The following is a 23,863-nucleotide window of genomic DNA, read 5'->3' as shown; positions in this document are numbered from 1 at the left end:
CATAACTAATTTATCTAGTATCTCAGTATCAATATAACCAGTCTTTATTTGATGTTATGGCTCAGATATCATAATAAGGCCGGTAATTATTTCCTGGGAAATAACTTTCTTATTCTAGCATACTTTAATTTACTAGGACTTTTTAAACATATTTATTATAATAGACTTATCTCTAGAGCAAAGGCAGGCTATTATGATTAGATTTTTTGAGATTCTAAACCAGAACCGATCTTTTATAATTCTTTCACTTATTATGTTAGCAACACTCACTGTTTTTTTGGTTTCCTGGTTAAAAGAACCTCGGAGATTACTTAATGGTATTCTTTTCACGATTTTTTTGTTAACATTCGGTGTTTGGCTCACAGTAATGATTCTATCTACGAGCTTAAGGCCGCTCATTTTAACTTATGAAATTCTAGTAGTTTTATTTGTAGCCGCAATTACTCTGATGGCTGCCTTTTCCTGGCTGTTTTTCTTGTGGAATGCATATATTGTCTGGAAACGCGAAAGTCACACGCTGTCAAACTTATTAACACTTTTTATTGGTATCGGGATAATTGTCGTGTGGTTAATTGCACTAATTGGTCCGTTTAAAAACATGCCGTCTTGGGTCAGAATTCTCTTATATGCACCAACAGCTGTTTTCGATTATCTGCTTTTTGTTGCTTATAACTTTTTAGTAAATTTGACTTTCTATCAAATTGTACCAAGACAGTATAACCAAGACTATTTAATTGTTTTGGGCGCCGGCCTGTCGCAAGGTGAAACAGTTACACCACTTTTAGCTAGTCGTATCAATCGTGCAATTGAGTATGCCCAAAAACAGGTTACTAAAGGAAGAAAAAAGCCTAAGTTTATCATGTCCGGTGGTAAAGGTGGAGACGAAAAAGTTGCTGAAGCACAGGCAATGACCGAGTATGCAATCGCTCGTGGAATTGAGCCTAGTGATATATTACTAGAAGATAACTCCAAGAATACCTACCAAAACATGAAATTTTCGGCTGAGGTTGCCGCAAAAGATTTTGGCAGTAAAAATTATAGAGCAAAATTTTTCAGTAATAATTATCACATTTTTAGGGCTTCTCTTTACGCTAAAGCTGCCGGACTTAATGCCAACGGCGTAGGCTGCTATACTCGTTTTTACTTTCTGCCCAATGCAATCGTGCGTGAATTTGCTGCAGTTTTGCTTTTAAACAAGAAACGGCATATAATTGCCATTTTATTAATTGTATTATTCTTCATTATTTATGCTTTATTTGATTTAACTGGACTTATTCATTAAAATAGTTATCTTTCTTTGGCTTTGCTCTTTCATAAATGTTAAACTATCTGTTATTAATTAATTATTAAAAGAAAGAGAAAAAGGCATGTTACAATTAAAAGATTTACGCAAGTCATATCATGTCGGTGATACAGTTACACATGCACTTGATGATGTTTCCATATCATTTCGTAACCAAGAATTTGTCGCAATTTTGGGACCTAGTGGGTCTGGTAAAACCACGTTATTAAATGTCATTGGTGGACTTGATCGCTATGACAGTGGAGACTTAATTATTAACGGTAAATCCACTAAAAATTTTAAGGAAACAGACTGGGACGCCTACAGAAATAATTCTGTCGGCTTTGTTTTCCAAAATTATAACTTAATTGCGCATTTATCAATTATTGCTAATGTCGAATTGGGCATGAATTTATCCGGAGTTTCTGCTTCTGAGCGTCATAAGCGAGCAGTAGACGCTTTAACCCAAGTTGGCTTAAAGGACCATATTTCTAAAAATCCCAATCAATTATCTGGTGGTCAAATGCAGCGTGTCGCAATTGCGCGGGCTTTGGCTAATGATCCTGATATCTTACTGTGCGACGAACCGACTGGTGCTCTTGACACTGAAACATCTGAGCAAATTATGAAGCTGATTAAAAAACTGTCAAAAGACCGCTTAGTAGTTATGGTTACACATAATCCTAATCTTGCTCAGGAATATGCGACCAGAATTGTCAACTTTCAGGATGGTAAAATTTTAAATGATTCCAATTCCTTTAATCCGGAAAAAGAAAAAGATACTTTTAAGCTGAAACGGACAAAAATGTCGTATTGGAACGCCATCAAGTTAAGTTTTACCAATATTATGACTAAAAAAGGCAGAACAACTTTGACAGCCTTTGCGTCAAGTATCGGAATTATATCTATCGCCGTTGTTTTAGCCTTATCCAACGGCTTTCAAAAGCAGATTGATACAACGATGAGTAAGGCACTAGCCAAATATCCCGTTACCATCAATCAAACCGCCACCGATGCTTCAAATATCGAAGACCGTAACGAATCTGATAAGAATGTCAAAAATCGGGGCTATTTAACTGTTGAAAAAGATAGACTGCAAGAGTCAACTCATCAAAATAAAATTAGTCAAAAGTATGTTAATTACATCAAAAAAATAAATCCTGATTATGCTAACAATATTTCCTATCAGCGTGGAATCAACTTAAATTTACTAACACGTAACGATAATAAAATTAAGCGAGTCCAATTCTCCCCCATTTCTGCTAGTTCAGACAGTTCTCAAGCAGCTGCCCAGATGCGGATGCAAGCAATTAGTGCTACTGGGTTAGGCTCATCAGTATTTCCTACTACACTTAATTCTGGTAAAAGTAATTTCCTGAAAGAAAATTATCAACTTTTGTCTGGAGCGTGGCCACATAAAGCTACCGATTTAGTCTTAGTAACAGATAATGAAAACAAGTTAAATATTAATATTATTAAAAACCTAGGTTTCAAAGTTAAAGCTGGTCAAAAAATAAAGTATCCCAAATTTGTTGGTAAAACCTTCAAAATTGTCGCCAACAACGACTATTATCAGAAATTACCGACAGGTATGTTTATTCCGCAAAAAATCAGTAATTCTATGTACGATAATAGCAAAACCAAACTGCGGATTGTAGGCGTCATCAGGCCAAAAGACCAAAATTCTATGGCACTTTTGTCAGCAGGAATTGCCTACAGTGACCAGTTAACACAAAATATTATCAATAAAAATAAAGCTTCAGAGATAGTAAAAGCACAAAAAAAGACTACTCAAAATGTCATGACTGGTCAAAGTATGAATTCCCAGGAAAAGAAACAAATGATACAGTCAATTGGTGGTTCCACCATACCGACTAGCATGATGATTTATCCCAACGATTTTGATGCCAAAGATAAAGTACTTGATTATTTAGATAAGTGGAATCGTGGTAAAAAGAAAAAAGATAAGATTATCTATACTGATATGTCAAGCGCTGTTACTTCGATGACTGGCGGCTTGCTTAATGGTATTACTACGGTCTTAGTTGCCTTTGCCGCAATCTCTTTAGTCACATCAATGATTATGATTGGTATTTTAACTTATACTTCTGTTTTAGAAAGAACTAAAGAAATAGGAATCTTAAAGGCACTGGGTGCCCGTAAAAAAGACATTACCAGGGTATTCGATGCCGAAACATTTATTTTAGGTGTTTTTTCCGGCGTTTTAGGTGTATTCATTGCTTGGTTGCTGGTCTTCCCTATTAATAGTCTTCTTTACTCCATTACTGACTTAAGCAATGTAGCACAGCTTAACCCTACGCATGCCCTGATATTAATCATTATTTCAACCATTTTAACTATGATTGGCGGCCACTTGCCAGCGCGGATGGCAGCTAAGAAAGATGCAGCAATTGCACTAAGAAGTGAATAAAAACAGCATTTTAGAGTTTACCTAATATTTGTTACATGTGAAACAAATATAGGTAAGCTCTTTTTTGCATAATTTTAAAGTAATATCTATTGTCGCATCCTGTTGACAAATTGGAATATACCAATTTATAATTAACTTAACTAATATGGAGGCGTAAATAAAAATGAAAATTATTATCACAGAAGATAAAGCCAGTGGCAGTAGGAAGGCTTTTGACTTATTTAAAGATAGTATTGCTAATGGCACTAAGGTAATCGGTTTGGCAACCGGCTCAACTCCTGTTACTTTATACCAGCAATGGACCGAAAGTGATTTGGATAACAGCAATTTAATTAGTATTAACCTTGATGAATATGTTGGCTTAACTCCCGATAATGACCAAAGTTATCATTATTTTATGCAAAAAAACTTGTTTGATAAAAAGCCTTTTAAACACTCTTATGTTCCTGATGGAATCAAAGCCATTAAGGATCCAGAAGGTGCTTCAGCTGACTACAACAGAATAATTGCAGAAAATCCAATTGATCTTCAATTATTAGGATTAGGACAAAACGGTCACATTGCTTTTAATGAGCCTGGAACTTCATTTGATTCTATTACCCACGAAGTACAACTAACAGAGAATACCATTAAAGCTAATTCTCGCTTCTTCAATAACATTGACGAAGTCCCTAAATCAGCTATCTGCATGGGCATTGCAAATATAATGTCTGCCAAAGAAATAGTAATTATGGCTTTTGGCGATAATAAGGCTGATGCTGTACAAAAGATGGTTGAAGGTCCAGTAACAGAAGACGTACCAGCTTCAGTTTTGCAACAACATCAAAATGTCACTCTTATTGTTGACCAAGCTGCAGCAAGTAAATTAAGTTCAACATACAATAAGTAATTAACTGATATTAAGCTAAAAAGGGCGGTGCATTAAAACACCGCTCTTTTTGTGTGCAATTTTGCGAACTGTTATTGTATACATATGATGCATATTATTAGTCTGTTAAAATAATCAGTATTATTATTAAGATGAACCCTGAGAGGATGGTGATAAGTTGAAGAGGAGTAAAAAGTGGCTATTGGTATTAGGCATGTTATTACTATTACCTGTGCCTTGTTACTTAATATGGGAAACCAGTAGTTTTTGGCAAAAGTATTTAAAGATTAAATTGCCTCATTTAGGTACTCTTAACCCGATATTTGCCTGGTATTTAATTGGTATTAGTATAATTGTTTTTATAATACTAATTGTTAGTTTAATTGTCATCCTATTTTGGCCAGTCCAAAGAAACTTTAATTTAATTCATAAAAGTGATGGTCAAGTTAAGATTACTTCCAAGGCCATTAATGGCTATGTAATGAATTCACTTGCCGATTTACCTTATTTAAATAATGCAAAGGTTAGTTCCAAGTTAACAAAACGCCGAATTAAAATTAAAATCGCCGGCGACTTGGGTCCTGGTGAAAACATTGCTGCCCTGCTTAACGACTATCTTGAAGAATTAAAAAAGAATCTGAAGCAATTGCTAGGAATTGAGCAAAAACCAAAAATTAACATCAAGTTTATCAATTATCACAAAGGAGATAAACCTGAAAGGCGCGTTCAATAAAGGAGGTCAAAATGAAAGAAGAATATAAAAAATACCTCCCAGAAATAAGCGGTGCCGTAATTGGCGTGTTACTGGCATTTTGCTTTTTGATACTGGGATTTTTCAAAACTATTTTCGTCATCGTAATGTTAGTCTGCGGCTTTTTAGTTGGTCATTACTGGCCGGTATTCAAAAAAATGTTGCAGAATAAATAATTTATATAAGGAGTATATACAATATGGTACAATCAAGTTCAAATCAAAGTAGTTCAAAGCCTGAAGTTAAAGGCGATTTAAAATATGATTCAAAGGTAATTCAAAAAATCGTGGGTATTGCCTTATCTGACATTAAAGGTCTTTTAACAGTTAACGGCGGCTTTTTCTCAAATATTGCCGATAAAATTGTTAATAGCGATGACGTCACTTCAGGCGTAAATGTTGAAGTAGGCAAAAAGCAGGTAGCCGTTGATATTGAGATCGTTGCAGAATATGGCGTAGACATTACCAAGCTATATGATCAAATTAAAGAAAAGATCCAAGAAAAAGTCAAAGAAATGACCGGTCTTGATACAGTTGAAGTCAACGTTACAGTAGTTGACATTAAAACTAAAGAGCAGCATGAAAAAGATTCTGTCAGCTTACAGGACCGTATCACCGGTGCTGCTAATGACACTAAGGATAAAATCAGCGATCAAAAAGACAAAGCTCAAGATAAAGTTGAGGAAAAAAAGAAAGAATCTAAAGAATCTAGAGTTAAATAATAAGCATAATTTTTGATGTTAACCCTAAAATTTGGACACTTTATTAGTTGTTAACTATGGACTAATTGCCGATATTCAATCGGAGTTAGTCCTTTTAGTTTGATTTTAATTTTATCTTGTTTAGATAATTTAGTCATAAAAATAGCCTCCAAATTTGTCCTAAATTTGGGGGTCATTTCATAACTCTACTGCCTTTTATGAATTAATGAAATTAACCGTAATATTGATCCTGGTCTAAAGCAGTTTCATCGAAATTAACTATCATAAATTCATAGTTTGAAAAACACTCCATCCAATTGTTAAAATAGTCGTTCTCTTTTTTTAGCGACTTACTATTTTCTTCTCCTTCTATTATAAAAGGCTTTGAACGTATATTAAAATTTGCATGTATTGCACCCAGCAAATTCAATAAACACAAGAAATCTTTTGCTGAATCCACACTTACATGAAAGGATTTAAACGAGTTATTATTTTCGCCAAGATATCTTTTTGCTCTATTATACTCATCAGCAGATTCTGCCCTATAATTTTCAACGCTATTTACATTCTCTTCAATAATAGCTGTCGGAGCTTGCTTTTTAAAAAGATCTAGTATCTTTCTTAACTTAAAAAATTGTTCATCATTCATTTTTATCATTCCATTTAAAAGGCGGTGCGTGGAAACATTATATCTCCTAAGAAGCCATCAATTTTGCCGCTTATTTAATTGGTCAATAAAATACTCAGCATTCTATTTTCCTAATTCGATTACTTGATCAAACTGCTTTTTAATTTCAGGTCGCAAGTGGTGGGAAATATAGACTAGAGTGATATCGTTCAAATTAAGCAAGCTCTGTTCGATTTTTTGTCCGTCCTTTTCATCAATTGCGGAAGTAATTTCATCGGCCAGAATAACCTGCGGGTTACCCAGCAGCTGCCTTGCCAGTGCAATTCGCTGCTTTTGCCCACCCGAAATGTTGTTACCGGCGTGTTTTAAAATAGTGTCAAGCCCGCTGGCGCTGTCAGCGACAAATTTTTCCAAACCTGCACGTTTAATCGCAGTCTTCAGCTCTTCTTCAGTTGTCTCACGATCTAAAGTGATGTTATAACGCAGGCTGCCATCAAAAATATAGGCTGACTGGTCAATATAAGCGATCTGCTTATGTAGCGATCGCAGACTAAGCTCACGGTATTCATTGTCATCCCAGGTAAGTGATCCTTGGTAGCCGGTTAATAAACCACCAATTAATTTTACCAGGGTCGACTTACCGCAGCCTGATGGACCAACAATAGCTACCCGTTCGCCTCGCTTAATGCTGCCAGCAACATTCGTTAAAATCGGTCTATCACTATTGGGGTAGCTGAACGAAAGATCGCTAAATGCAATTTGCTGGGTCAAAGGAGCAACATCCTTGTCCCCTGTTTTTTCCTGCATATTAGCTAATTTATTATATTTGTCAAAAATAGGTTGAACTGCCCGAATTGAAGTTAGCTCAATACTGATTTCTGTCAAGCTGCCAAAAACGTTACCGGACATTGAACCAACAATTAAAATAGCACCGATAGGAAGTTGGTTGTGAAAGGCCAGATATCCGGATTCAACGGTTAAAATAGTTTGAGCAGATATACTTATCAGGTTAATCAGTGAATTAGAGAATGACATTTCCGTAATGTAATTAACCCGAGCCTGTCCAGTCTTATCTGATGCCGCAAGAACTATTTTATTGAGCAATTTTTGCTGACCAAGCGTAAGCAGATTGACAAAACCTTCAAGAGCATCGGTTGCTTTTGCCGTTAATACTTCATTTTGCCTGCTTTGTTTTTGCGATAATTCCTCCAACTTTTTCTTAAAAAGACGGGGAAATAAAATCATAACAACAGCAAAAACCAAAGTGGTTACAAATAAGAGTGGATGGTAAGAAAATAGGATGACACTGGCAATAATGCCTAAGAGTGCGCTGCTAAATGTTTGCTCTAAACTGAAAAAGCCATCATGATTAATTTGGTTAATATCGTTAGTAAACCAGGAAACATAATCAGCTTCCGTGTGCTTGTTGAAATCTTCATACTCTTGGCGACCAATTATATGGGCTAATGCGTTCCTAATGGAATTATCGACGGCCTTGATGATTACAGCGGAATACCGTGAACTACAAAAAAAGAAAATCAGGAAAAAGCCCCAGCTAAGCAAGTTTAAACCTGTATCAACAATAAAGCCCTTTAAACTGTGCTGAGTCAAAGCAGTAAGTGCATTACCTTTAAAAATGCTGGCAGCAGTTTGTGCTAAATTCCGCCCAAAATAGAGGATGGCTAAAATTACATACATGCCTGAATTACGTTTAATGTAGGTCCAAAGCGAAAATTTTGTTATAGTATCGTCCATGATTTACTTCCTGTCTAAATCCCTATTTTTAGAGTTAATACTAAAATGATTTTGGTTTAATAGAATAATATGGTTTTTGCATTACTTCTTCAAAAGACTCTTAACTGGTACTTACAGCAGGAGTTGTACTATCTAAAGATAAAAATCTTTTCAAGATATCAGTCATGCCCTCTTACTCCCATCATTTACTAATAATTTTATAATTTACTTACTATCTTATATCTTTTTTAACATTAAAACAATTTCTTTTTAATTTTCATTCTTAGAATTTTCCCATAGCAGCAGTATATAAATATCAACTGCAACTTTTTCGAGCCTTTAAAAAATAATTCGTTCTATAATTGCAAAATCACTTATTATACTTAATGCAATCAAAACGAGCAATTATTGACTACTTTATTTATCACAGAATCGAAAGAATCAAAGTACAGAATAAAAGGGCTTAACACCGAATGATATCGGCATCAATCCTCAGTAAAATAATTAATTAAGATTTATCAGTCAGATTTTTTGGTTTCACGTGTAACATCTAATTTTGTAATAAATTATTTACTTGAATACTTAATTTTTTATTCTGTATTATACAAAATTACTTGACTTTTTGATTAAAATTTTAATTTACTTTTTGCTTGTATACCACTATATCTCGTATTAAACTAAATAAGAATCTATATATTGTATTTATGAAAGAACGTGATCCAAGTTATTGTTTTAAGTGGGCCAATTGGAGCCGGTAAATCCAGTTTAACTAGTATTTTAGCTGAGCACTTAGGTACACAAGCCTTTTATGAGGGAGTTGATAATAATCCTGTTCTTCCTTTATATTACCAAGACATGAAACGCTATACTTTTTTGCTTAATATCTATCTGCTTAACCATCGTTTAGCACAAATCAACCAGGCAATTCGTGAAAAAAATAGTGTATCAGACCGTTCAATTTATGAAGATGCACTCTTTTTCAAAATGAACGCGGACAGTAAAGTAGCTGACCCTACTGAATTTAAGATATACGACAGTTTACTCGAAAACATGATGGAAGATACCCCAGGTAATCCCAGCAAAAAGCCAGATTTACTAATTTACATTCATGTTTCCCTGGATACAATGCTTAAACGCATTAAAAAGCGGGGTCGTTCATTTGAGCAAATCAGTACCGATCCTAGTTTAAAAGACTATTACGCTAGGCTAATTAAGTACTATGAACCATGGTATGAGAAATATGATGCATCTCCTAAGATTAAGATCGACGGGGATAAATACGATTTTATCTGCGATGAAGATGCTAAAAAAGAAATTTTAAATCAGATTGATGACAAATTGCACGCAATAGGCAATTTAGAATAGAGAAGGAACGTGATGACAGTTATTGTTTTAAGCGGGCCAATTGGAGCCGGTAAATCCAGTTTAACCAGTATATTAGCTCAGTATTTAGGAACCAAACCATTTTATGAGAGTGTCGATAACAATCCTGTATTGCCACTTTTTTATGCTGATCCTAAAAAATACGCATTCTTACTTCAGGTATTTTTCCTAAACACGCGTTTTCGTAGTATCAAGAATGCATTAACTGATGATAATAACGTTCTTGATCGTTCAATCTATGAGGACGCCCTTTTCTTCCAAATGAATGCGGACATTGGTCGTGCAACGAGTGAAGAAGTAGATACCTATTACGAACTGCTTAATAATATGATGAGTGAGCTCAAACATATGCCCAAGAAAAATCCAGACTTGCTGGTTCATATTAAAGTTTCATATGACACCATGATTAAAAGAATTCAAAAGCGTGGTCGACCTTATGAACAATTGAGCTATGATGCAACACTGGAAGATTATTATAAGCGGCTTTTACGCTACTATAAACCTTGGTATGAAAAGTATGACTACTCACCCAAAATGGAGATAGATGGTGACAAACTAGACTTTATGACTGATAAGCAGGCTAGAGAAGTTGTACTTGATCAAATCGTTGCCAAACTAAAAGAAATGGGTAAATTACCCGAAACATGGAATAAGCCTACAAATATTCAAATAGATTAACAATAAATAAATTATTATCAAAAGGTCATTAGAACTATGTGCTAATGGCCTTTTTATGTTGCCTATTACTATTTTAAAGTGCTGTTTAATTTATAGGAAAAGCTCTAAGAGTGAGGAGTAGCAATTAGATAGCTGGATGACAATTTAAATATTTTGTTACTTACTCAAATAAAAAATCAGAAAACTATGTTATTATTGAATCATATATTTTTCACATATTTTTTTAATTAATTTATCCAGCTTTAATTAGCTCGACTAGGCTAATTATTTACCCGCCTTACTAAATTAATTTTGTAAGAAGGAGAAAAAATGAATTATATCCTTTCAATTATGCCCTCTCTCTTTGCAGGCGCAAAAATGACATTAATTTTATTCTTTTGGACTTTAATTACTGCTATTCCCTTAGGGATTATAGTTAGCTTAGGCTTACTGTCACATTTTAAGCCTCTACGGTTAATTCTAAAATTTTATATCTGGATTATGCGGGGTACCCCACTCTTGTTACAATTAATTTTTATTTTTTATGGCTTACCCATAGTCGGAATAATTTTTCAACGCTACGATGCAGCGCTTTTTGCTTTTATCTTAAACTACACAGCTTATTTCGCAGAAATTTTCCGTGGGGGCTTTCAGTCAATTCCAATAGGACAATATGAAAGTGCTCAGGTTTTGAGGCTAAATTACTGGCAAACTTTGACACATATTATAATTCCGCAAGTTAGTAAAATTGTCATACCCTCAATCGGAAACGAAGTTATCAACCTGGTTAAGGATACTTCGCTTGTTTATGTCATCGGTCTAGGTGAACTTTTACGTGCCGGCAATGTTGCTACTGCCAGAGACGTAACACTGATTCCTTTAATGATAGTCGGGATAATCTATTTACTAATGACTGGTATAGCATCATTTTTACTAAAGAAGATTGAACGCAATTTTGCAAAGTGGAAGTAAATTAAAGGAAACAATATGCTAGAACTTAAAAACATTACCAAAAAATTTGGCTCACGCACTATCTTAAACAAATTAAACCTCACTATTCCTGACAGAGAAATTTTGGCCATTGTAGGACCTTCGGGAGCGGGAAAAACCACTCTATTGCGCTGTTTAAGTGGTTTGGAAAAAATTGATGCAGGTGAATTCTTATGGGATGGGCAAAAATTTGACCCAACTGCTCCTGATAGCAAAAGTCATATTATCGGAGTCGTTTTTCAAAGCTATGAGCTTTTTCCTAATTTAACTGTAATTGAAAACATTACTTTGGCACCAACCCTAGTTTTAAAAGAAAACGCAGAGCAGGCGCAAACTCACGCACAAAAGTTATTGCAACAACTGGATTTAACTGGTAAAGAAGATCTTTACCCCTATCAGCTCTCTGGCGGCCAACAGCAAAGGGTAGCTATTGTGCGAGCATTGGCAATGGAGCCTCATATTTTATGTTATGATGAGCCTACATCTGCTTTGGACCCAGATTTAAGAACAAAAGTCGGAGAAATAATTTTAAAACTTAAAAATAATAACAAAATGACACAAATTATTGTGACTCATGACATGGAATTCGCCAGTCAAGTTGCTGATCAAGTATTCAAAGTCAAAGCTCTAGATGATAAGAAGGTAATATAAGTGAAAACTAAGCGCCTCTTAATTCTTACAATAACGCTCGTCTGTTCTATCTTCTTTGTTTCTGGCTGCAGTGGTGTGTCAATTAATAGAAAAGCTAACGAAGTTGACAATTGGTCCCATATCAAGCAACGTGGTTACGTCACAGTTGGTGTAGATGATACTTTTGTGCCCATGGACTTTAGGCAAAAAAATGGTCAGTTAATTGGTTACGACGTTGACCTTGCAAATGCTGTATTTAAACAATACGGTATTAACGTTAGTTTTCAAACAATTGACTGGTCCATGAATACTACTGAATTAAAAAACGGCACAATTGATCTCATATGGAATGGTTTTAGCAAAAACCCTGAGCGTGAAGCCAAGGTCAGTTTTAGTGAAACTTACCTAAATACTTCTCAAGTGTTAGTAAGCCTCAAGAAGAATAAAATTAATACTATTGCTGCAATGAAAAATAAGACTTTAGGAGTTCAAACCGGCTCTTCTGGCTATAACGATGTAATGAAATACCCTAAAGTTTTTAAAAACCATATTAAAAATCATGATCCAATTCTCTATGATTCCTTTACCAATGCTTTTATAGATTTAACTGCTGGCAGGATTGACGGTCTCTTAATCGACAGTTCTTATGCAGACTATTACATTTCTAAGCAAAAGCATCCAGAAAATTTTACGGAAATCGATAGTCCCTTCCCTAAAGAAGAATTTGGTGTCGGTTTGAGAAAAAGTGACGTAACCATGAAGCGCAAAATCAATCAAGCACTAGAAAAACTAGCACGAAACGGTACTCTCACAAGAATTAATCACAAATGGTTCGGTAATAAAGCACGATCTCCCTTGCTTGAAGCAAAATAAAATTCACTAATTTATTTTGTCAAGGACTGCTGCTATGCCATCATGATTGTTGTCTAAAGTAGTTGTAAATTTTCTCTTTAGGTCCTCCGGTGCATTCCCCATTACTACAGGGTGACCCACTGATTGCAGCATTTTTTCATCATTATAATTGTCGCCAAATGCCCAGCATTCTTTTAAGTCTGCGCCCAAGGCCTGAGCTATTACTTTTACACCCTGACCCTTAGAAACGCCCTTAACAACAACTTCCAATAAATTTGCAGCAGATTTTACGATGTAAAATTCAGGATAAAGTTGCTGCAAGTCTTTTTGCGTAGCATCTAATAAATCCGGCGTGCCCATCAGCAAGATTTTATGAACTTTTTCAAGTTGGTTGATTTCAGCAATTGAACTTGGTTGCGCCCTGAATTTAACTATTTTTTCCTCGTTCTTAACTAATTGATCATTATTACCTGGGAAATAATACCAGTTGTTACCGCTGTAGACATTCCAAACAACACCATTATTTTTATATTCAATATAGGTGCATATTTCCGCAGCTTTTGCAGAAGGCATGGAACGTGAATCAAGCGTGTGACCCATTTCATCCAAGACCAAAGCACCATTATATGCAACCATTGGACATGTTTTAGTAATTTCACCGACAACTGACATAATTGCCTTGGGCATGCGGGCAGAAACTGGCACAAAAACATTACCCTTAATAATTTGCTTCCGAATAGCCATTTTAGTTTTAGGTGTAACTTCTTGTTTTGAGTTAATTAAAGTACCATCTATATCTGAAAAAATTAAATTTCCCATTTTTTCTCCTATCGAGTTTCATAAATTAATACAGTTTTACCCTCATTTTACCGATTAAAGTATTAACAGGTCAATTTGTTCATAAATGTAACTATTAATAAATTATGCTTATTTTGCCTAATTATAGCTAGTATTATTCGTGTTTGCATTATTTTAAATGAATGGTAAACTAGAATAGTCGTTAGTTTGATTTAAAACACGAACAATATATTTGGGAGAGGTTAGATGAATTTTATAAAGAGTTATTTTCAACTCGATAAATACAAAACCAATGTTAAAATTGAATTTCTTGCTGGGTTAACAACTTTTATCAGCATGTCATACATTTTATTTGTTAACCCAAGTGTCTTGGGAGCCAGTGGCATGGATAAAGGGGCAGTTTTTACAGCCACTGCTTTAGCCAGTGCTTTAGGTACTGCTATTATGGGGATCGTTGCTAACTATCCTATTGGAGAGGCTCCTGCCCTTGGTATTAATGCGTTTTTTGCTTATACCGTTTGTGTAGGTATGCATGTTTCATGGGAAACAGCCTTAGCCGCTGTCTTTGTGGCCTCTATTATCTTCATTTTAATTACTATGTTTAAGTTAAGGGAAAAGATTATCAATGCTATCCCTGCTGACTTAAAATTCGCTATTTCTTCCGGAATCGGCCTGTTCATCGCATTTTTGGGAATGCAAGATGGTGGTTTAATTGTAGCAAACAAATCAACACTGGTCGGCTTGGGTTCACTTCATGATCCGGCTGTCTGGATTACCATTTTCGGCCTTATTGTTACTGTTGTTTTAATGATTTTAAATGTACCGGGAGCTATTTTTATTGGTATGATCCTGGCAGCTATTTTTGGTGTAGTTATAGGACAAATCCCTTTACCAACTAAAATAGTTTCAGTAGCACCAAGTATTGCCCCATCATTCGGCCAAGCGATTTTCCATGTTAAAGATATTAATACTCTGCAAATGTGGGTAGTTGTACTTACCTTCCTTTTAGTAACTTTCTTTGACACTGCCGGTACTTTAATTGGCTTAGCCCAACAAGCTGGCTTTATGAAAGACAACAAAATGCCCCGCGTAGGTAAAGCTCTGGCGTCAGACTCAACTGCTATGATGGTTGGCTCCGTTTTAGGAACTTCACCAGTCGGTGCTTTTGTTGAATCAAGTGCCGGTATTGCAGTTGGTGGCAGAACTGGTTTAACTGCTGTCTTTGTGGCTATTTTCTTCTTAATATCAATGATATTTAGTCCCCTGTTAGGCTTGTTTACTACACATGTTACGGCACCAGCCTTAATCATTGTTGGTGTTCTGATGGCACAAAACACAGCACATATTCAATGGGACAAGATGGAAATTGCAGTTCCTGCTTTTCTAATTTTAATTGGTATGCCTTTAACCTATTCAATATCCGATGGTTTGGCTTTAGGGTTAATAACCTACCCTATATGCATGGTTGCTGCCAAGAGAGTTAAAGAAATTACACCAATGATGTGGATTCTTTTCTTCGTCTTTATTGTCTTTCTATGGGTACTAAATTTCTAAGACTTACTAATTGTTAAAAAAATATAATATGATAAACTAAGCAAATATATTGATGTCAATCGTACTCATATATTTGCTTTTTATTTTGGAAGAGGTTTTTATGAAAACAATAGATTACAAAAAATTTATATTGCCACTATTGTTTGGCCTTATATTCTGGTTGACGACGCCAATTCGTCCAGCCGGAGTATCAGTTCAAGCCTGGCATATGCTGGCAATATTTATTGGAACAATTATCGGCTGTATCACATTGCCAATAGCAATCAGCGGCGTCACTTTAATTGGCTTTACTTTAACCATTTGTCTTGGACTTGCACCACTTGCAGACAAAATTGTTAACGGAAAAGTAATCGAAAAAGGAGCCATTAATGCATTTGCAAATTCATCTGCCTGGCTTATAGTTATGGCTTTTATGATTTCGCGAGGTATCGTAAAAACCGGCTTGGGGCAAAGAATTGCTTTGTATTTTGTTAAGTGGTTTGGTCATAAGTCCCTAGGTTTAGGTTACGCAATAGGAGCTATCGATTTAATAGTATCCCCTGCCACTCCTTCAAATGGTGCAAGAGCAGGTGGTGTGGTATATCCATTAATTCAATCTTTAGCCAATACTTTTGGATCAAAACCTAATGATCCTTCACGTAAAAAGATGGGAGCTTACCTAACTTTTACGGAATTTCAAGTTAATATCATAACTTCGTCATTATTTATGACTGCATGTGCGCCTAACTTAATCGCCGTTGCACTAGCCGGTAAGGCCGGCGTAACTCTTAGCTGGATGCCGTGGCTTATGGCCAGCATTGTACCTGCAGCAATTTGTCTAATTGTGGTGCCATATTTTGTTTACAAACTTTATCCACCGGAAATTAAAGAAACTCCTAACGCCAAAGAATGGGCCGACGGGGAATTAGCAAAAATGGGAAAGCTTACGTTATCTGAAAAATTAATGGCGGCCATTTTCGCAATCACTTTAGTGCTCTGGATGCTTTCCAGCACTTTAGGAATTGATGCTACATTAATTGCCTTCATTTCTGTTTCCCTTTTGTTACTTACTGGTGTATTAACGCCTAAAGACTTGTTGAGTGAAACTGGCGCCTGGAATATTTTGATTTGGCTGTCAATTTTAGTATTCATGGCTGAAAAACTTACTCAGTTTGGCTTGATTGGCTGGATATCAAGTAGCATTTCTAGTGCAATGAAAGGCCTCAACTGGTTAATAGTTTTGGTAGTTCTAGCATTGGTCTTGTTCTATACCCACTACTTATTTGCCAGTGCTACAGCTCATAATTCAGCAATGTATCTGCCATTATTAACTGTAGCAATTTCTGCCGGTGCACCTAAATTACTGGCAGCACAATTTTTAGCTCTATTTTCTGCAATCATGGGCTCTACTACCCATTATTCCAGTCCTGCTGCATCAGTCTTAGCTTCTTCTGGTTATGTAAAACAAGATGAGTGGTGGAAATTGAGTTTTATATTTGGTATTTTTTATATCTTAATTTATGGCATTATCGGATTAGCTTGGATGAAACTAATCGGTATGTGGTAATTATGCAAAGCAAATCTTGATAGGTTTGCTTTTTTATTTCCTGGGAAATAATTTTGCATTACATGGCCCATTTACTCCCAATAAGTTATATACTAGATATATTAGTTCTTTATAATTTTAATATTTTTAGGAGGAAAAATGACGACACTAGATAAAGTCTTTCATTTAAACGATGCTCATACCACTGTTAAACGTGAATTAATAGCTGCATTAACCACGTTTGTCAGTCTCTCCTACATCCTTTTTGTTAACCCAAACATTTTGCATGCAGCCGGTATTGATAAAGGGGCAGCATTTACAGTTACTGCAATTTCGATTGCAATTGGCTGCTTCATTATGGGTCTAGTAGCTAATTACCCCGTTGCTCTAGCCCCAACATTAGGTAGCGCAGCCTTTTTCGCTTACAATGTCTGCGGAGGAATGCATATTAACTGGCAAACTGCCTTAGCTGCTGTTTTAGTTGCATCTATTTTATTTATTTTAATAACAGTTTTGAAGCTGCGTGAAATAGTAGTTGATGCTATTCCACAAGATCTGAAATATGCTATTTCTGCTGGTATCGGCTTATTTATCGCCTTTATCGGCCTGCAAAATGGTAAGTTAATTGTCAATAGTGATTCCAATTTAGTTACTTTAGGCAAGTTTAATTCACCAGCTGTCTGGATTACTCTTTTTGGCTTGACCCTCACCGTAATCTTAATGGCAATGAATGTACCCGGATCAATTTTTATTGGTATGGTCATTACAGCTGTCTTTGGGGTTATTATTGGCCAAGTTGCTGTGCCAAAAGGTATTATTGCGAGTGCTCCAAGTATTGCTCCGACATTTGGTCAAGCTGTATTTCACTTAAAAGATATTAACACCCCACAACTATTCATGGTAGTTTTAACGTTCCTACTTGTTACGTTCTTTGATACAGCAGGTACATTGATTGGAATGACTGAACAAGCAGGCATGGTAGATCAAAATGGTAAGATTCCACGAATTGGAAAAGCTTTCGTTTCCGACTCTTTAGCAATGGTCGAGGGGGCTGTCTTAGGTACTGCGCCACTGGGAACTTCTGTAGAATCAAGTGCAGGAATTGCTATGGGTGGACGTACTGGTTTAACGGCAATTTTCGTAGGAATTTTCTTCCTAATTTCAATGATTTTCAGTCCACTTCTGGCGGTTATTCCCACCACTGTTACTGCACCAGCACTAATTATCGTTGGCGTACTCATGGCCGGAAATCTGAAAAAAATCAATTGGGATAAATTTGAGATTGCTTTCCCAGCATTTTTAACAGTAGTTGGTATGCCATTGACTTACAGTATTTCTGACGGCTTGGCACTCGGCATGATAGCCTACCCAATTACCATGATTGCTTCTAAGCAAGCCAAAAAAGTTTCACCAATGATGTATATCCTATTAGTAATATTTGTTATCTTTTTCTTGATTACAAATATGTAAAGATATTAGTTTAATTACAAAAGATCACTTCAGTTTGAAGTGATTTTTTGTTTGTAATCATTCATAAATCTCACTTTACTTTTTAGTTATTTAATACTACAATTCGAAAATAAAATTGTAAATTACCACTAATGGGAGGGGATTATTTTGCATAATACTAAAGAAAAAGCAATCAATCATTACACTGGAACTATTACTTTCTTTTTTGTTGCTCTAATAACCAGCTTTAATTCTGGCTTTTTCCCTTATTCCATTGCTGGCAGGCTCTGCGCCATTTTGTGGCTAGTCACATTCAGTCTCTTAATTTTTGCCTTTGAATATTTGATTAATCATATTAATGTCGAAAATAAAGGCATAGCAAAAGCAGCAGTAAATTTCAGTATCTGGCTTTTAGCAGCCTTGGTTTTGGTACTATTCAGCGTGTTTACGGCCGCAGTTTAAGCGCATTATCTGGTAGCGTCTTTGCGCCACTTGCGCATCGTAGCGGTACCGTTTGCCGTGATAACAAGAAATCTGGCCGCGTTCAAGCTTGTACTTGACCGTGGTGGGTGAACAATTGGGACTGGCGGCAACTTGACGCAGGAACTGACCTTGGCTGCGTAAAACCTGGGTAATTACGCGGTCTTGCAAAGCAAGATGTTGGCCCTTTTGGTGAGTAGATATGGTAGAATTAAGCGAGTTCATTGGAAACTTCTTTCTAGAATTGATTGGGTTAATTACATTCTATCAGAGAAGTCCAATGGACTTTTTTTATTTTCTAATCAGCGCAAGTCTTCAACTTCATTTTACAATTTACCTAAAAAAGTTATCATAAAAAGCTAATAGGTCAGAATAAGCTCTGATTTATTAGCTTTTTTAAATTATAAGTAATACAGAATACGGTTAAAACAACTTGCTAGCCATCATATCGGACTCTTTGCATTTGCTTTATTTGACTAAATACTTGACCGCGACGGCCTGCATCAAGAGTTAGAACCAGAGAATCACCAGCTTTAATTATCGATTGACCGTTAGGAACTACATACTTACCATCACGATATATTGCTTTAACTAAAGTATGCTTAGGCCACTTGATCTGCATGATTTCTTTTCCTGCAAGCTGGCTGTCTTCATAAATTGGCACAGTTAGCTGGTCAGTTTTGCCGGAAACTACCGCTGAATGTTTTTTATTTTTTACAGACATTGCGCGAGCAAGCGTACCGTAAATGGGATCACCATTGAGCAGTTCATCAACCAGTAATGCAACAAAAGCTACCACAGCTAGCGGCATTAAATGAAGCAAAGACCCAACCATTTCCGTAATAAGGATGATGGCGGTAAAAGGAGCCCTAATTACGGCGGCGAAATAGCCAGCCATTGCGAAAATAACCAAATTAATCACCAATTTTGCCGGCAATAAATGTAATTGCACCAAAACAAGACCGTAGCTGGCACCGATTACTGCACCCATTGTCAATATCGGTAAGAAAATACCACTTGGTAGTCCTGAATCGTAAGAGATAATAGAAAACACAATTCTAACAACAAAGAAAAATAAGAGTAAGCCTACTATTTTCCAACTGCTTTGTTTAATAATCTGCGGTAACGCTAATATTAAGCGGTTACCCGGACCAGTAATTAAAGGGTAAAAATAAGCGATTGGTATTAATAAAGTGAGAGGTATTAGTCCGTATAACCAACTTGGTAAAAAAGTAATTTTCGCATATAACTTTTTCACTTTAAATAAGCCAGTTTTATAAAAATGACCTAGTAAGCCCAAAATTAAGCCCAAGATGAGCAGATAGCCATACAGCCTAACGGGAAAAGTATGACGATAAACCAGAGATAGTGCTGGCTTTTGACCAAAAATATTTGAAACTACAAAATCTGAAACTAGAGCACCTGCAAGTGCATTTAACCACACCCGTGGCGAAAAGTTATGAAATACTTCTTCAAGCACAAATAATGCACCACTTAATGGCGCCCCAAAAGCTGCAGCTAAACCGCTGGCCGCTCCAGTAGCTAGCAGTACTCTAGCATTCGTTTTTGACTCTTTAGTACCCTCGCCAACACCTTGACCGATAGTTGAACCGATCTGCAAAGAAGGCCCCTCAGGTCCTAAAAATAAGCCTGTACTGATAACTAAAATGCCACCAATAACTTTGCGCCATAATGTGGGCCACCACTGTAGAGTTAAATTTCCTTCCAGCTGTAGTTTTACTTCCGGTATACCAGAGCCGCCAACGTGAGGATATTGCTTAACAAAATAACCAGCAATTAAGCCTACTAAAATGAGTCCCAAAATGATTGGAATAAACCATAAGGCATTTTGATGTGCCACGTGAAACAGTCTAAGCCACAATTCTGTCATTTTTTGAATACCAAAGCGAAAAAAGCCCACTACAATCCCGCTTGCAAGACCTACTAGCATTGCTTCCAGCAACAGCTTTATTTGTACTTTTTTATCCCTCATAATACCTCTACTTTTTCAATATAATTAGCACTACTAAAAAACCAGTTAAGTTTTAACTTTAACTGGTTTTTAGTGTTACACGTGTAACAACTTATTTTTCCTCATACCATTCAGTGTGATAAACGCCTTCACGGTCATTTCTAAAGTAAGTATGAGCGCCAAAGTAATCACGTTGTCCTTGAATTAAGTTTGCTGGTAAACTTGGATTAAAAATTGATTCCAAGTAATTCAGTGATGCACTTAATGTCGGAGTAGGAATACCTGCTCTAGTGGCGAGTTCAATCACTGCACGCAAAGCAGCGATATTCTTATTCATTAAGTCCTTGAAATATGGATCTTGGAACATGTTATCAAGTTTCTTACCTTCAGAAAATGCCTTTTCAATATCTTTTAACATTGCTGAGCGAATGATACAACCTGCTTCCCACGATTGAGCAATTGCCGGATAGCGCAAGTCCCAGTTATAGGCATCCGCAGCCATTTTCAGTTGTTGGAAACCTTGAGCATAAGCTACAGCTTGACATAATTGCAAAGCCTGACCAAGATTATCAATTAAATCTGCTGGTACAGCACCATTCCATGTTATTTCTTTACCCTCGCGCGTAGTAGCTTTAGACATAAAACGGCTAATTACAGCTTCGGCAATAACGCTGATTGGAGCTCCCAGATGAACACCATCTTCAAGCATCCAGTTACCAGTACCTTTATAAGAAGCAACGTTTAAGATATGGTCAATTACATGGTCGGGAGTTAAATTATCCTTTTGCTTTAGCACTTCAGCGGTAATTTCACTTAAATAGGCTTGAACCAATCCTTCATTCCAGTGCGCAAAAATGGCTGACATTTCATCATTTGTTTTGCCCGCAACCTTACGTAAAATATCGTAAACTTCGGAAAATTCCTGCATAATGCCATATTCAATACCATTGTGGACCATCTTAACGTAATGACCACTGCCTTCAGGTCCAATGAAACTGACACATGGATGGCCTGCGGAATTCTTAGCTGCAATTGCTTCTAATATAGGTGCAACCTTTTTATAGGCATCTTCATCACCGCCTGGCATCAATGCGGGACCTTTTAAAGCACCCTCTTCTCCGCCAGAAACACCCATACCAATAAAATGAATACCGTGTTGTTCCATTTCATGATAGCGCCGATTAGTGTCATGAAAGTTCGAATTACCACCATCAAGCAAAATATCGCCTTTATCTAGTAGTGGCAGTAGTTTTTGTAAAGTTTCATCAACCGGTTTACCAGCTGCAATTTGAATTAAAATCTTTCGTGGCTTCTCTAAAGAATTAACAAATTCTTCCCAAGAATATGTTGGCTTTAATTTATCATCTTCATATTTAGCAAAAGCATCTACTTCCGGCTTATCAATTGAAAAACCGGAAACGGAAAAGCCATTATTTCTCACATTCAAAGCAAGGTTCTTACCCATTACTGATAAGCCTATAACACCGAACTGTTGCATTTATAGTCCTCCATCATTTAATTTTTTCTTAATTACTAGTATACCTGTTTTAGCGTGTTTGCGCACAACTTGCTTCATTTACCAGACCTAATATCATCTTTTACCAAAAATTGTAAATTTAATGGTCATTCAACTGCTAACCATTCTTCTGTCATCAATTGCCTTACTTTGTTCCACTTCTTTTCTAAAGCCACATAAATGCCATGATTATGGGAATTAATGTGAAAAACTTTTGCTATTTTCAATTCTTTTTGAATCATTAATGGTGAAGCAATTATTTTTAAGCTTATCATCGCCAAGATGGCAGCCCCTAAAGCAGATGCTTCAACTGATTCGGGCACATAAACTTTGTATCCCGTTATGTCAGCCAATAACTGATCAAAGAATTGATTTTTAGCCATCCCTCCGACTAATACCAGAGCATCAGGCTTTTGCCCATTAAATTGATTGAGTTCCTTTATGATCAAATTTATATTATAAAGCTCCCCTTCCAATACTGCTCTGGCTAAATCTTTATTTGTATGAATTGCAGTTAATCCCATAAAGCCGCCAGAAGCATCAGGATTCCAAATTGGTGCACGTTCACCAAAAATATAAGGCACAAAGAATAGCCCTTTAGCACCCACAGGGCTTTTTTCGGCTAAATCATTTAGTTCCTCAAAAGTAGCTAAATTGAAAATCTTGTCTTTTAGCCACTGCCACACATCCCCAGCATTATTAGTGGGTGCACCAACCACCCAATTATTTTGATACTGATAATATGTAAATAATTTACGATTTTGACAAAGCTTCAATCTATCAATATTAGTTCTGACGGCCGCAGAAGTCCCACAGCTAACCGTATAAAATCGTTCGTCAATTTGCGGATTGCTTAAATTTGCCAGAGTCCCATCAGAACCGCCAATTACAAGGGGTACTTTAATGCTACTTTCAAAATTGGGCACTTGAAAAGTTGTGTCTACTAACTGAGGGAGCTGTTCCTTTTTTATATTTAAATATTGCAGGATATTATCATCCCAATTTTTAGTATAGGTATTAAAAAGCCCCGAGGAATTCGCAGTTGCAAAGTCAACATAGTAGTGCTGCGAAAACTGATACAAAATATAGCTTTTAATATCAACAATAAAAGCAGTCTTCTCCCATAACTTTTTATTCTTTTCTTTAAGCCATAACAATTTACCTAAAGGGAGCATAGGATGTAATGGTGCACCGGTATTTTTTGTCAGATCAAACAAGTCGTCTTTGATAATATCTTTTTTAAAAGTATCCGTTGCTCTATTATCTGCCCAAGTATAGACATTAGTCAGAGGATGATTATTTTTATCAATTAAAATTAAAGTATGCATAGCAGAGGAAAAGCCTATCCCTTTAAGTTCAACAATAGCAATTTTACTTTGTACCTCTGTTAAGCCCAGCTTAACCGCTCTTAAAATATCTTGAGGTCTTTCCTCCGCCTGACCTGTTTCTTCAGTAATCAATGGATAATCATAGCTAGTTTGATAAATTATATGACCCAGTTCATCAAAAGCGATGGTTTTTGTACTTGTTGTCCCAATATCTACACCTATTACAATGGACATTTTTTACTTACTCTTCTTGATCCCTTCTATTAATCCGTATAAATATTCTTCAGCTAATGCTCGGTCAAATAAGCCGTAACCTGGCATAGCTTTCTCATCTC

General features: G+C 36.2%; 22 protein-coding genes. 15 read left to right on the top strand and 7 right to left on the bottom strand.

What is annotated here, in order from left to right:
* Positions 1–193: 193 nt before the first annotated feature.
* The 6 genes from GYV61_RS02290 (at position 194) to GYV61_RS02265 (ending at position 6,053) form a co-directional block, all read left to right on the top strand.
* Positions 194–1,282 carry a YdcF family protein gene (locus GYV61_RS02290; RefSeq protein WP_174794602.1) on the top strand — a complete coding sequence of 363 codons (1,089 nt, stop codon included), beginning with the start codon at positions 194–196 and terminating at the stop codon, positions 1,280–1,282.
* Positions 1,283–1,367: 85 nt separating this feature from the next.
* Positions 1,368–3,713, top strand: a complete 2,346-nt coding sequence (locus GYV61_RS02285) for an ABC transporter ATP-binding protein/permease (protein WP_174794601.1) — start codon at positions 1,368–1,370, stop codon at positions 3,711–3,713.
* A gap of 163 nt (positions 3,714–3,876) precedes the next feature.
* Positions 3,877–4,602, top strand: coding sequence for a glucosamine-6-phosphate deaminase (locus tag GYV61_RS02280; RefSeq protein WP_174794600.1), 726 nt, complete (start codon positions 3,877–3,879; stop codon positions 4,600–4,602).
* A 157-nt stretch (positions 4,603–4,759) separates the two neighbouring features.
* Positions 4,760–5,314 carry an alkaline shock response membrane anchor protein AmaP gene (gene amaP / locus GYV61_RS02275; RefSeq protein WP_174794599.1) on the top strand — a complete coding sequence of 185 codons (555 nt, stop codon included), beginning with the start codon at positions 4,760–4,762 and terminating at the stop codon, positions 5,312–5,314.
* A gap of 11 nt (positions 5,315–5,325) precedes the next feature.
* The gene (locus GYV61_RS02270; RefSeq protein ID WP_046325732.1) at positions 5,326–5,508 is read left to right on the top strand and encodes a DUF2273 domain-containing protein; all 183 of its coding nucleotides are present in this window, start codon (positions 5,326–5,328) and stop codon (positions 5,506–5,508) included.
* Between the two features lie 14 nt (positions 5,509–5,522).
* A complete protein-coding gene (locus GYV61_RS02265; RefSeq protein WP_370448600.1) occupies positions 5,523–6,053 on the top strand; it encodes an Asp23/Gls24 family envelope stress response protein in 531 nt (176 codons plus the stop codon).
* A gap of 211 nt (positions 6,054–6,264) precedes the next feature.
* Here GYV61_RS02265 and GYV61_RS02260 read toward each other — a convergent pair whose 3' ends face one another.
* Together GYV61_RS02260 and GYV61_RS02255 are read right to left on the bottom strand one after the other, a co-directional pair.
* Positions 6,265–6,681 carry a hypothetical protein gene (locus tag GYV61_RS02260; protein WP_174794598.1) on the bottom strand — a complete coding sequence of 139 codons (417 nt, stop codon included), beginning with the start codon at positions 6,679–6,681 and terminating at the stop codon, positions 6,265–6,267.
* A gap of 102 nt (positions 6,682–6,783) precedes the next feature.
* Positions 6,784–8,415 (bottom strand): ABC transporter ATP-binding protein, encoded by a 1,632-nt coding sequence (locus GYV61_RS02255; protein ID WP_174794597.1) that lies wholly within the window; start codon positions 8,413–8,415, stop codon positions 6,784–6,786.
* A 693-nt stretch (positions 8,416–9,108) separates the two neighbouring features.
* Between GYV61_RS02255 and GYV61_RS02250 the strand changes: the two genes are divergently transcribed.
* The 5 genes from GYV61_RS02250 (at position 9,109) to GYV61_RS02230 (ending at position 12,927) form a co-directional block, all read left to right on the top strand.
* Positions 9,109–9,759: a deoxynucleoside kinase gene (locus GYV61_RS02250; protein WP_174794596.1), complete on the top strand. Its 651-nt coding sequence runs from the start codon at positions 9,109–9,111 to the stop codon at positions 9,757–9,759.
* Between the two features lie 12 nt (positions 9,760–9,771).
* On the top strand, positions 9,772–10,455 hold the full coding sequence (locus GYV61_RS02245; RefSeq protein WP_174794595.1) for a deoxynucleoside kinase: 684 nt from the start codon (positions 9,772–9,774) through the stop codon (positions 10,453–10,455).
* 309 nt (positions 10,456–10,764) lie between these two features.
* The gene (locus GYV61_RS02240) at positions 10,765–11,406 is read left to right on the top strand and encodes an amino acid ABC transporter permease (RefSeq protein WP_174794594.1); all 642 of its coding nucleotides are present in this window, start codon (positions 10,765–10,767) and stop codon (positions 11,404–11,406) included.
* 15 nt (positions 11,407–11,421) lie between these two features.
* Positions 11,422–12,075: an amino acid ABC transporter ATP-binding protein gene (locus GYV61_RS02235; RefSeq protein ID WP_174794593.1), complete on the top strand. Its 654-nt coding sequence runs from the start codon at positions 11,422–11,424 to the stop codon at positions 12,073–12,075.
* A complete protein-coding gene (locus GYV61_RS02230) occupies positions 12,076–12,927 on the top strand; it encodes a transporter substrate-binding domain-containing protein (protein ID WP_174794592.1) in 852 nt (283 codons plus the stop codon).
* A 6-nt stretch (positions 12,928–12,933) separates the two neighbouring features.
* On the opposite strand, the gene GYV61_RS02225 is transcribed toward GYV61_RS02230, so the two are convergent.
* Positions 12,934–13,725 (bottom strand): Cof-type HAD-IIB family hydrolase, encoded by a 792-nt coding sequence (locus GYV61_RS02225; RefSeq protein ID WP_174794591.1) that lies wholly within the window; start codon positions 13,723–13,725, stop codon positions 12,934–12,936.
* A 225-nt stretch (positions 13,726–13,950) separates the two neighbouring features.
* Here GYV61_RS02225 and GYV61_RS02220 point away from each other — a divergent pair, with 225 nt between their 5' ends.
* The 4 genes from GYV61_RS02220 to GYV61_RS02205 all read left to right on the top strand — a co-directional run bounded on the left by GYV61_RS02220 (position 13,951) and on the right by GYV61_RS02205 (position 18,694).
* A complete protein-coding gene (locus GYV61_RS02220) occupies positions 13,951–15,258 on the top strand; it encodes an NCS2 family permease (protein ID WP_174794590.1) in 1,308 nt (435 codons plus the stop codon).
* Between the two features lie 100 nt (positions 15,259–15,358).
* Positions 15,359–16,804: a DASS family sodium-coupled anion symporter gene (locus GYV61_RS02215; protein WP_174794589.1), complete on the top strand. Its 1,446-nt coding sequence runs from the start codon at positions 15,359–15,361 to the stop codon at positions 16,802–16,804.
* 138 nt (positions 16,805–16,942) lie between these two features.
* Positions 16,943–18,253 carry an NCS2 family permease gene (locus GYV61_RS02210; RefSeq protein WP_046325743.1) on the top strand — a complete coding sequence of 437 codons (1,311 nt, stop codon included), beginning with the start codon at positions 16,943–16,945 and terminating at the stop codon, positions 18,251–18,253.
* 147 nt (positions 18,254–18,400) lie between these two features.
* Entirely contained in the window at positions 18,401–18,694 is a 294-nt protein-coding gene (locus tag GYV61_RS02205; protein WP_174794588.1) for a hypothetical protein, read from the top strand.
* Here GYV61_RS02205 and GYV61_RS09855 read toward each other — a convergent pair.
* From GYV61_RS09855 to GYV61_RS02190, 4 genes are all read right to left on the bottom strand, one after another.
* Positions 18,665–18,937: a helix-turn-helix domain-containing protein gene (locus GYV61_RS09855; protein ID WP_420870786.1), complete on the bottom strand. Its 273-nt coding sequence runs from the start codon at positions 18,935–18,937 to the stop codon at positions 18,665–18,667. The genes GYV61_RS02205 and GYV61_RS09855 overlap by 30 nt on opposite strands.
* 211 nt (positions 18,938–19,148) lie before the next feature.
* Entirely contained in the window at positions 19,149–20,705 is a 1,557-nt protein-coding gene (locus GYV61_RS02200) for a ClC family H(+)/Cl(-) exchange transporter (protein ID WP_174794587.1), read from the bottom strand.
* A gap of 91 nt (positions 20,706–20,796) precedes the next feature.
* Positions 20,797–22,182: an NADP-dependent phosphogluconate dehydrogenase gene (gene gndA, locus GYV61_RS02195; protein WP_174794586.1), complete on the bottom strand. Its 1,386-nt coding sequence runs from the start codon at positions 22,180–22,182 to the stop codon at positions 20,797–20,799.
* Between the two features lie 125 nt (positions 22,183–22,307).
* Positions 22,308–23,762, bottom strand: a complete 1,455-nt coding sequence (locus tag GYV61_RS02190; protein ID WP_174794585.1) for a gluconokinase — start codon at positions 23,760–23,762, stop codon at positions 22,308–22,310.
* Positions 23,763–23,863: the final 101 nt, after the last annotated feature.

Source organism: Lactobacillus melliventris, assembly GCF_013346935.1.
GTDB lineage: Bacteria > Bacillota > Bacilli > Lactobacillales > Lactobacillaceae > Lactobacillus.
Note: the sequence above shows the minus strand (reverse complement) of the source record. Positions and strands in the feature narration are given on the sequence as shown.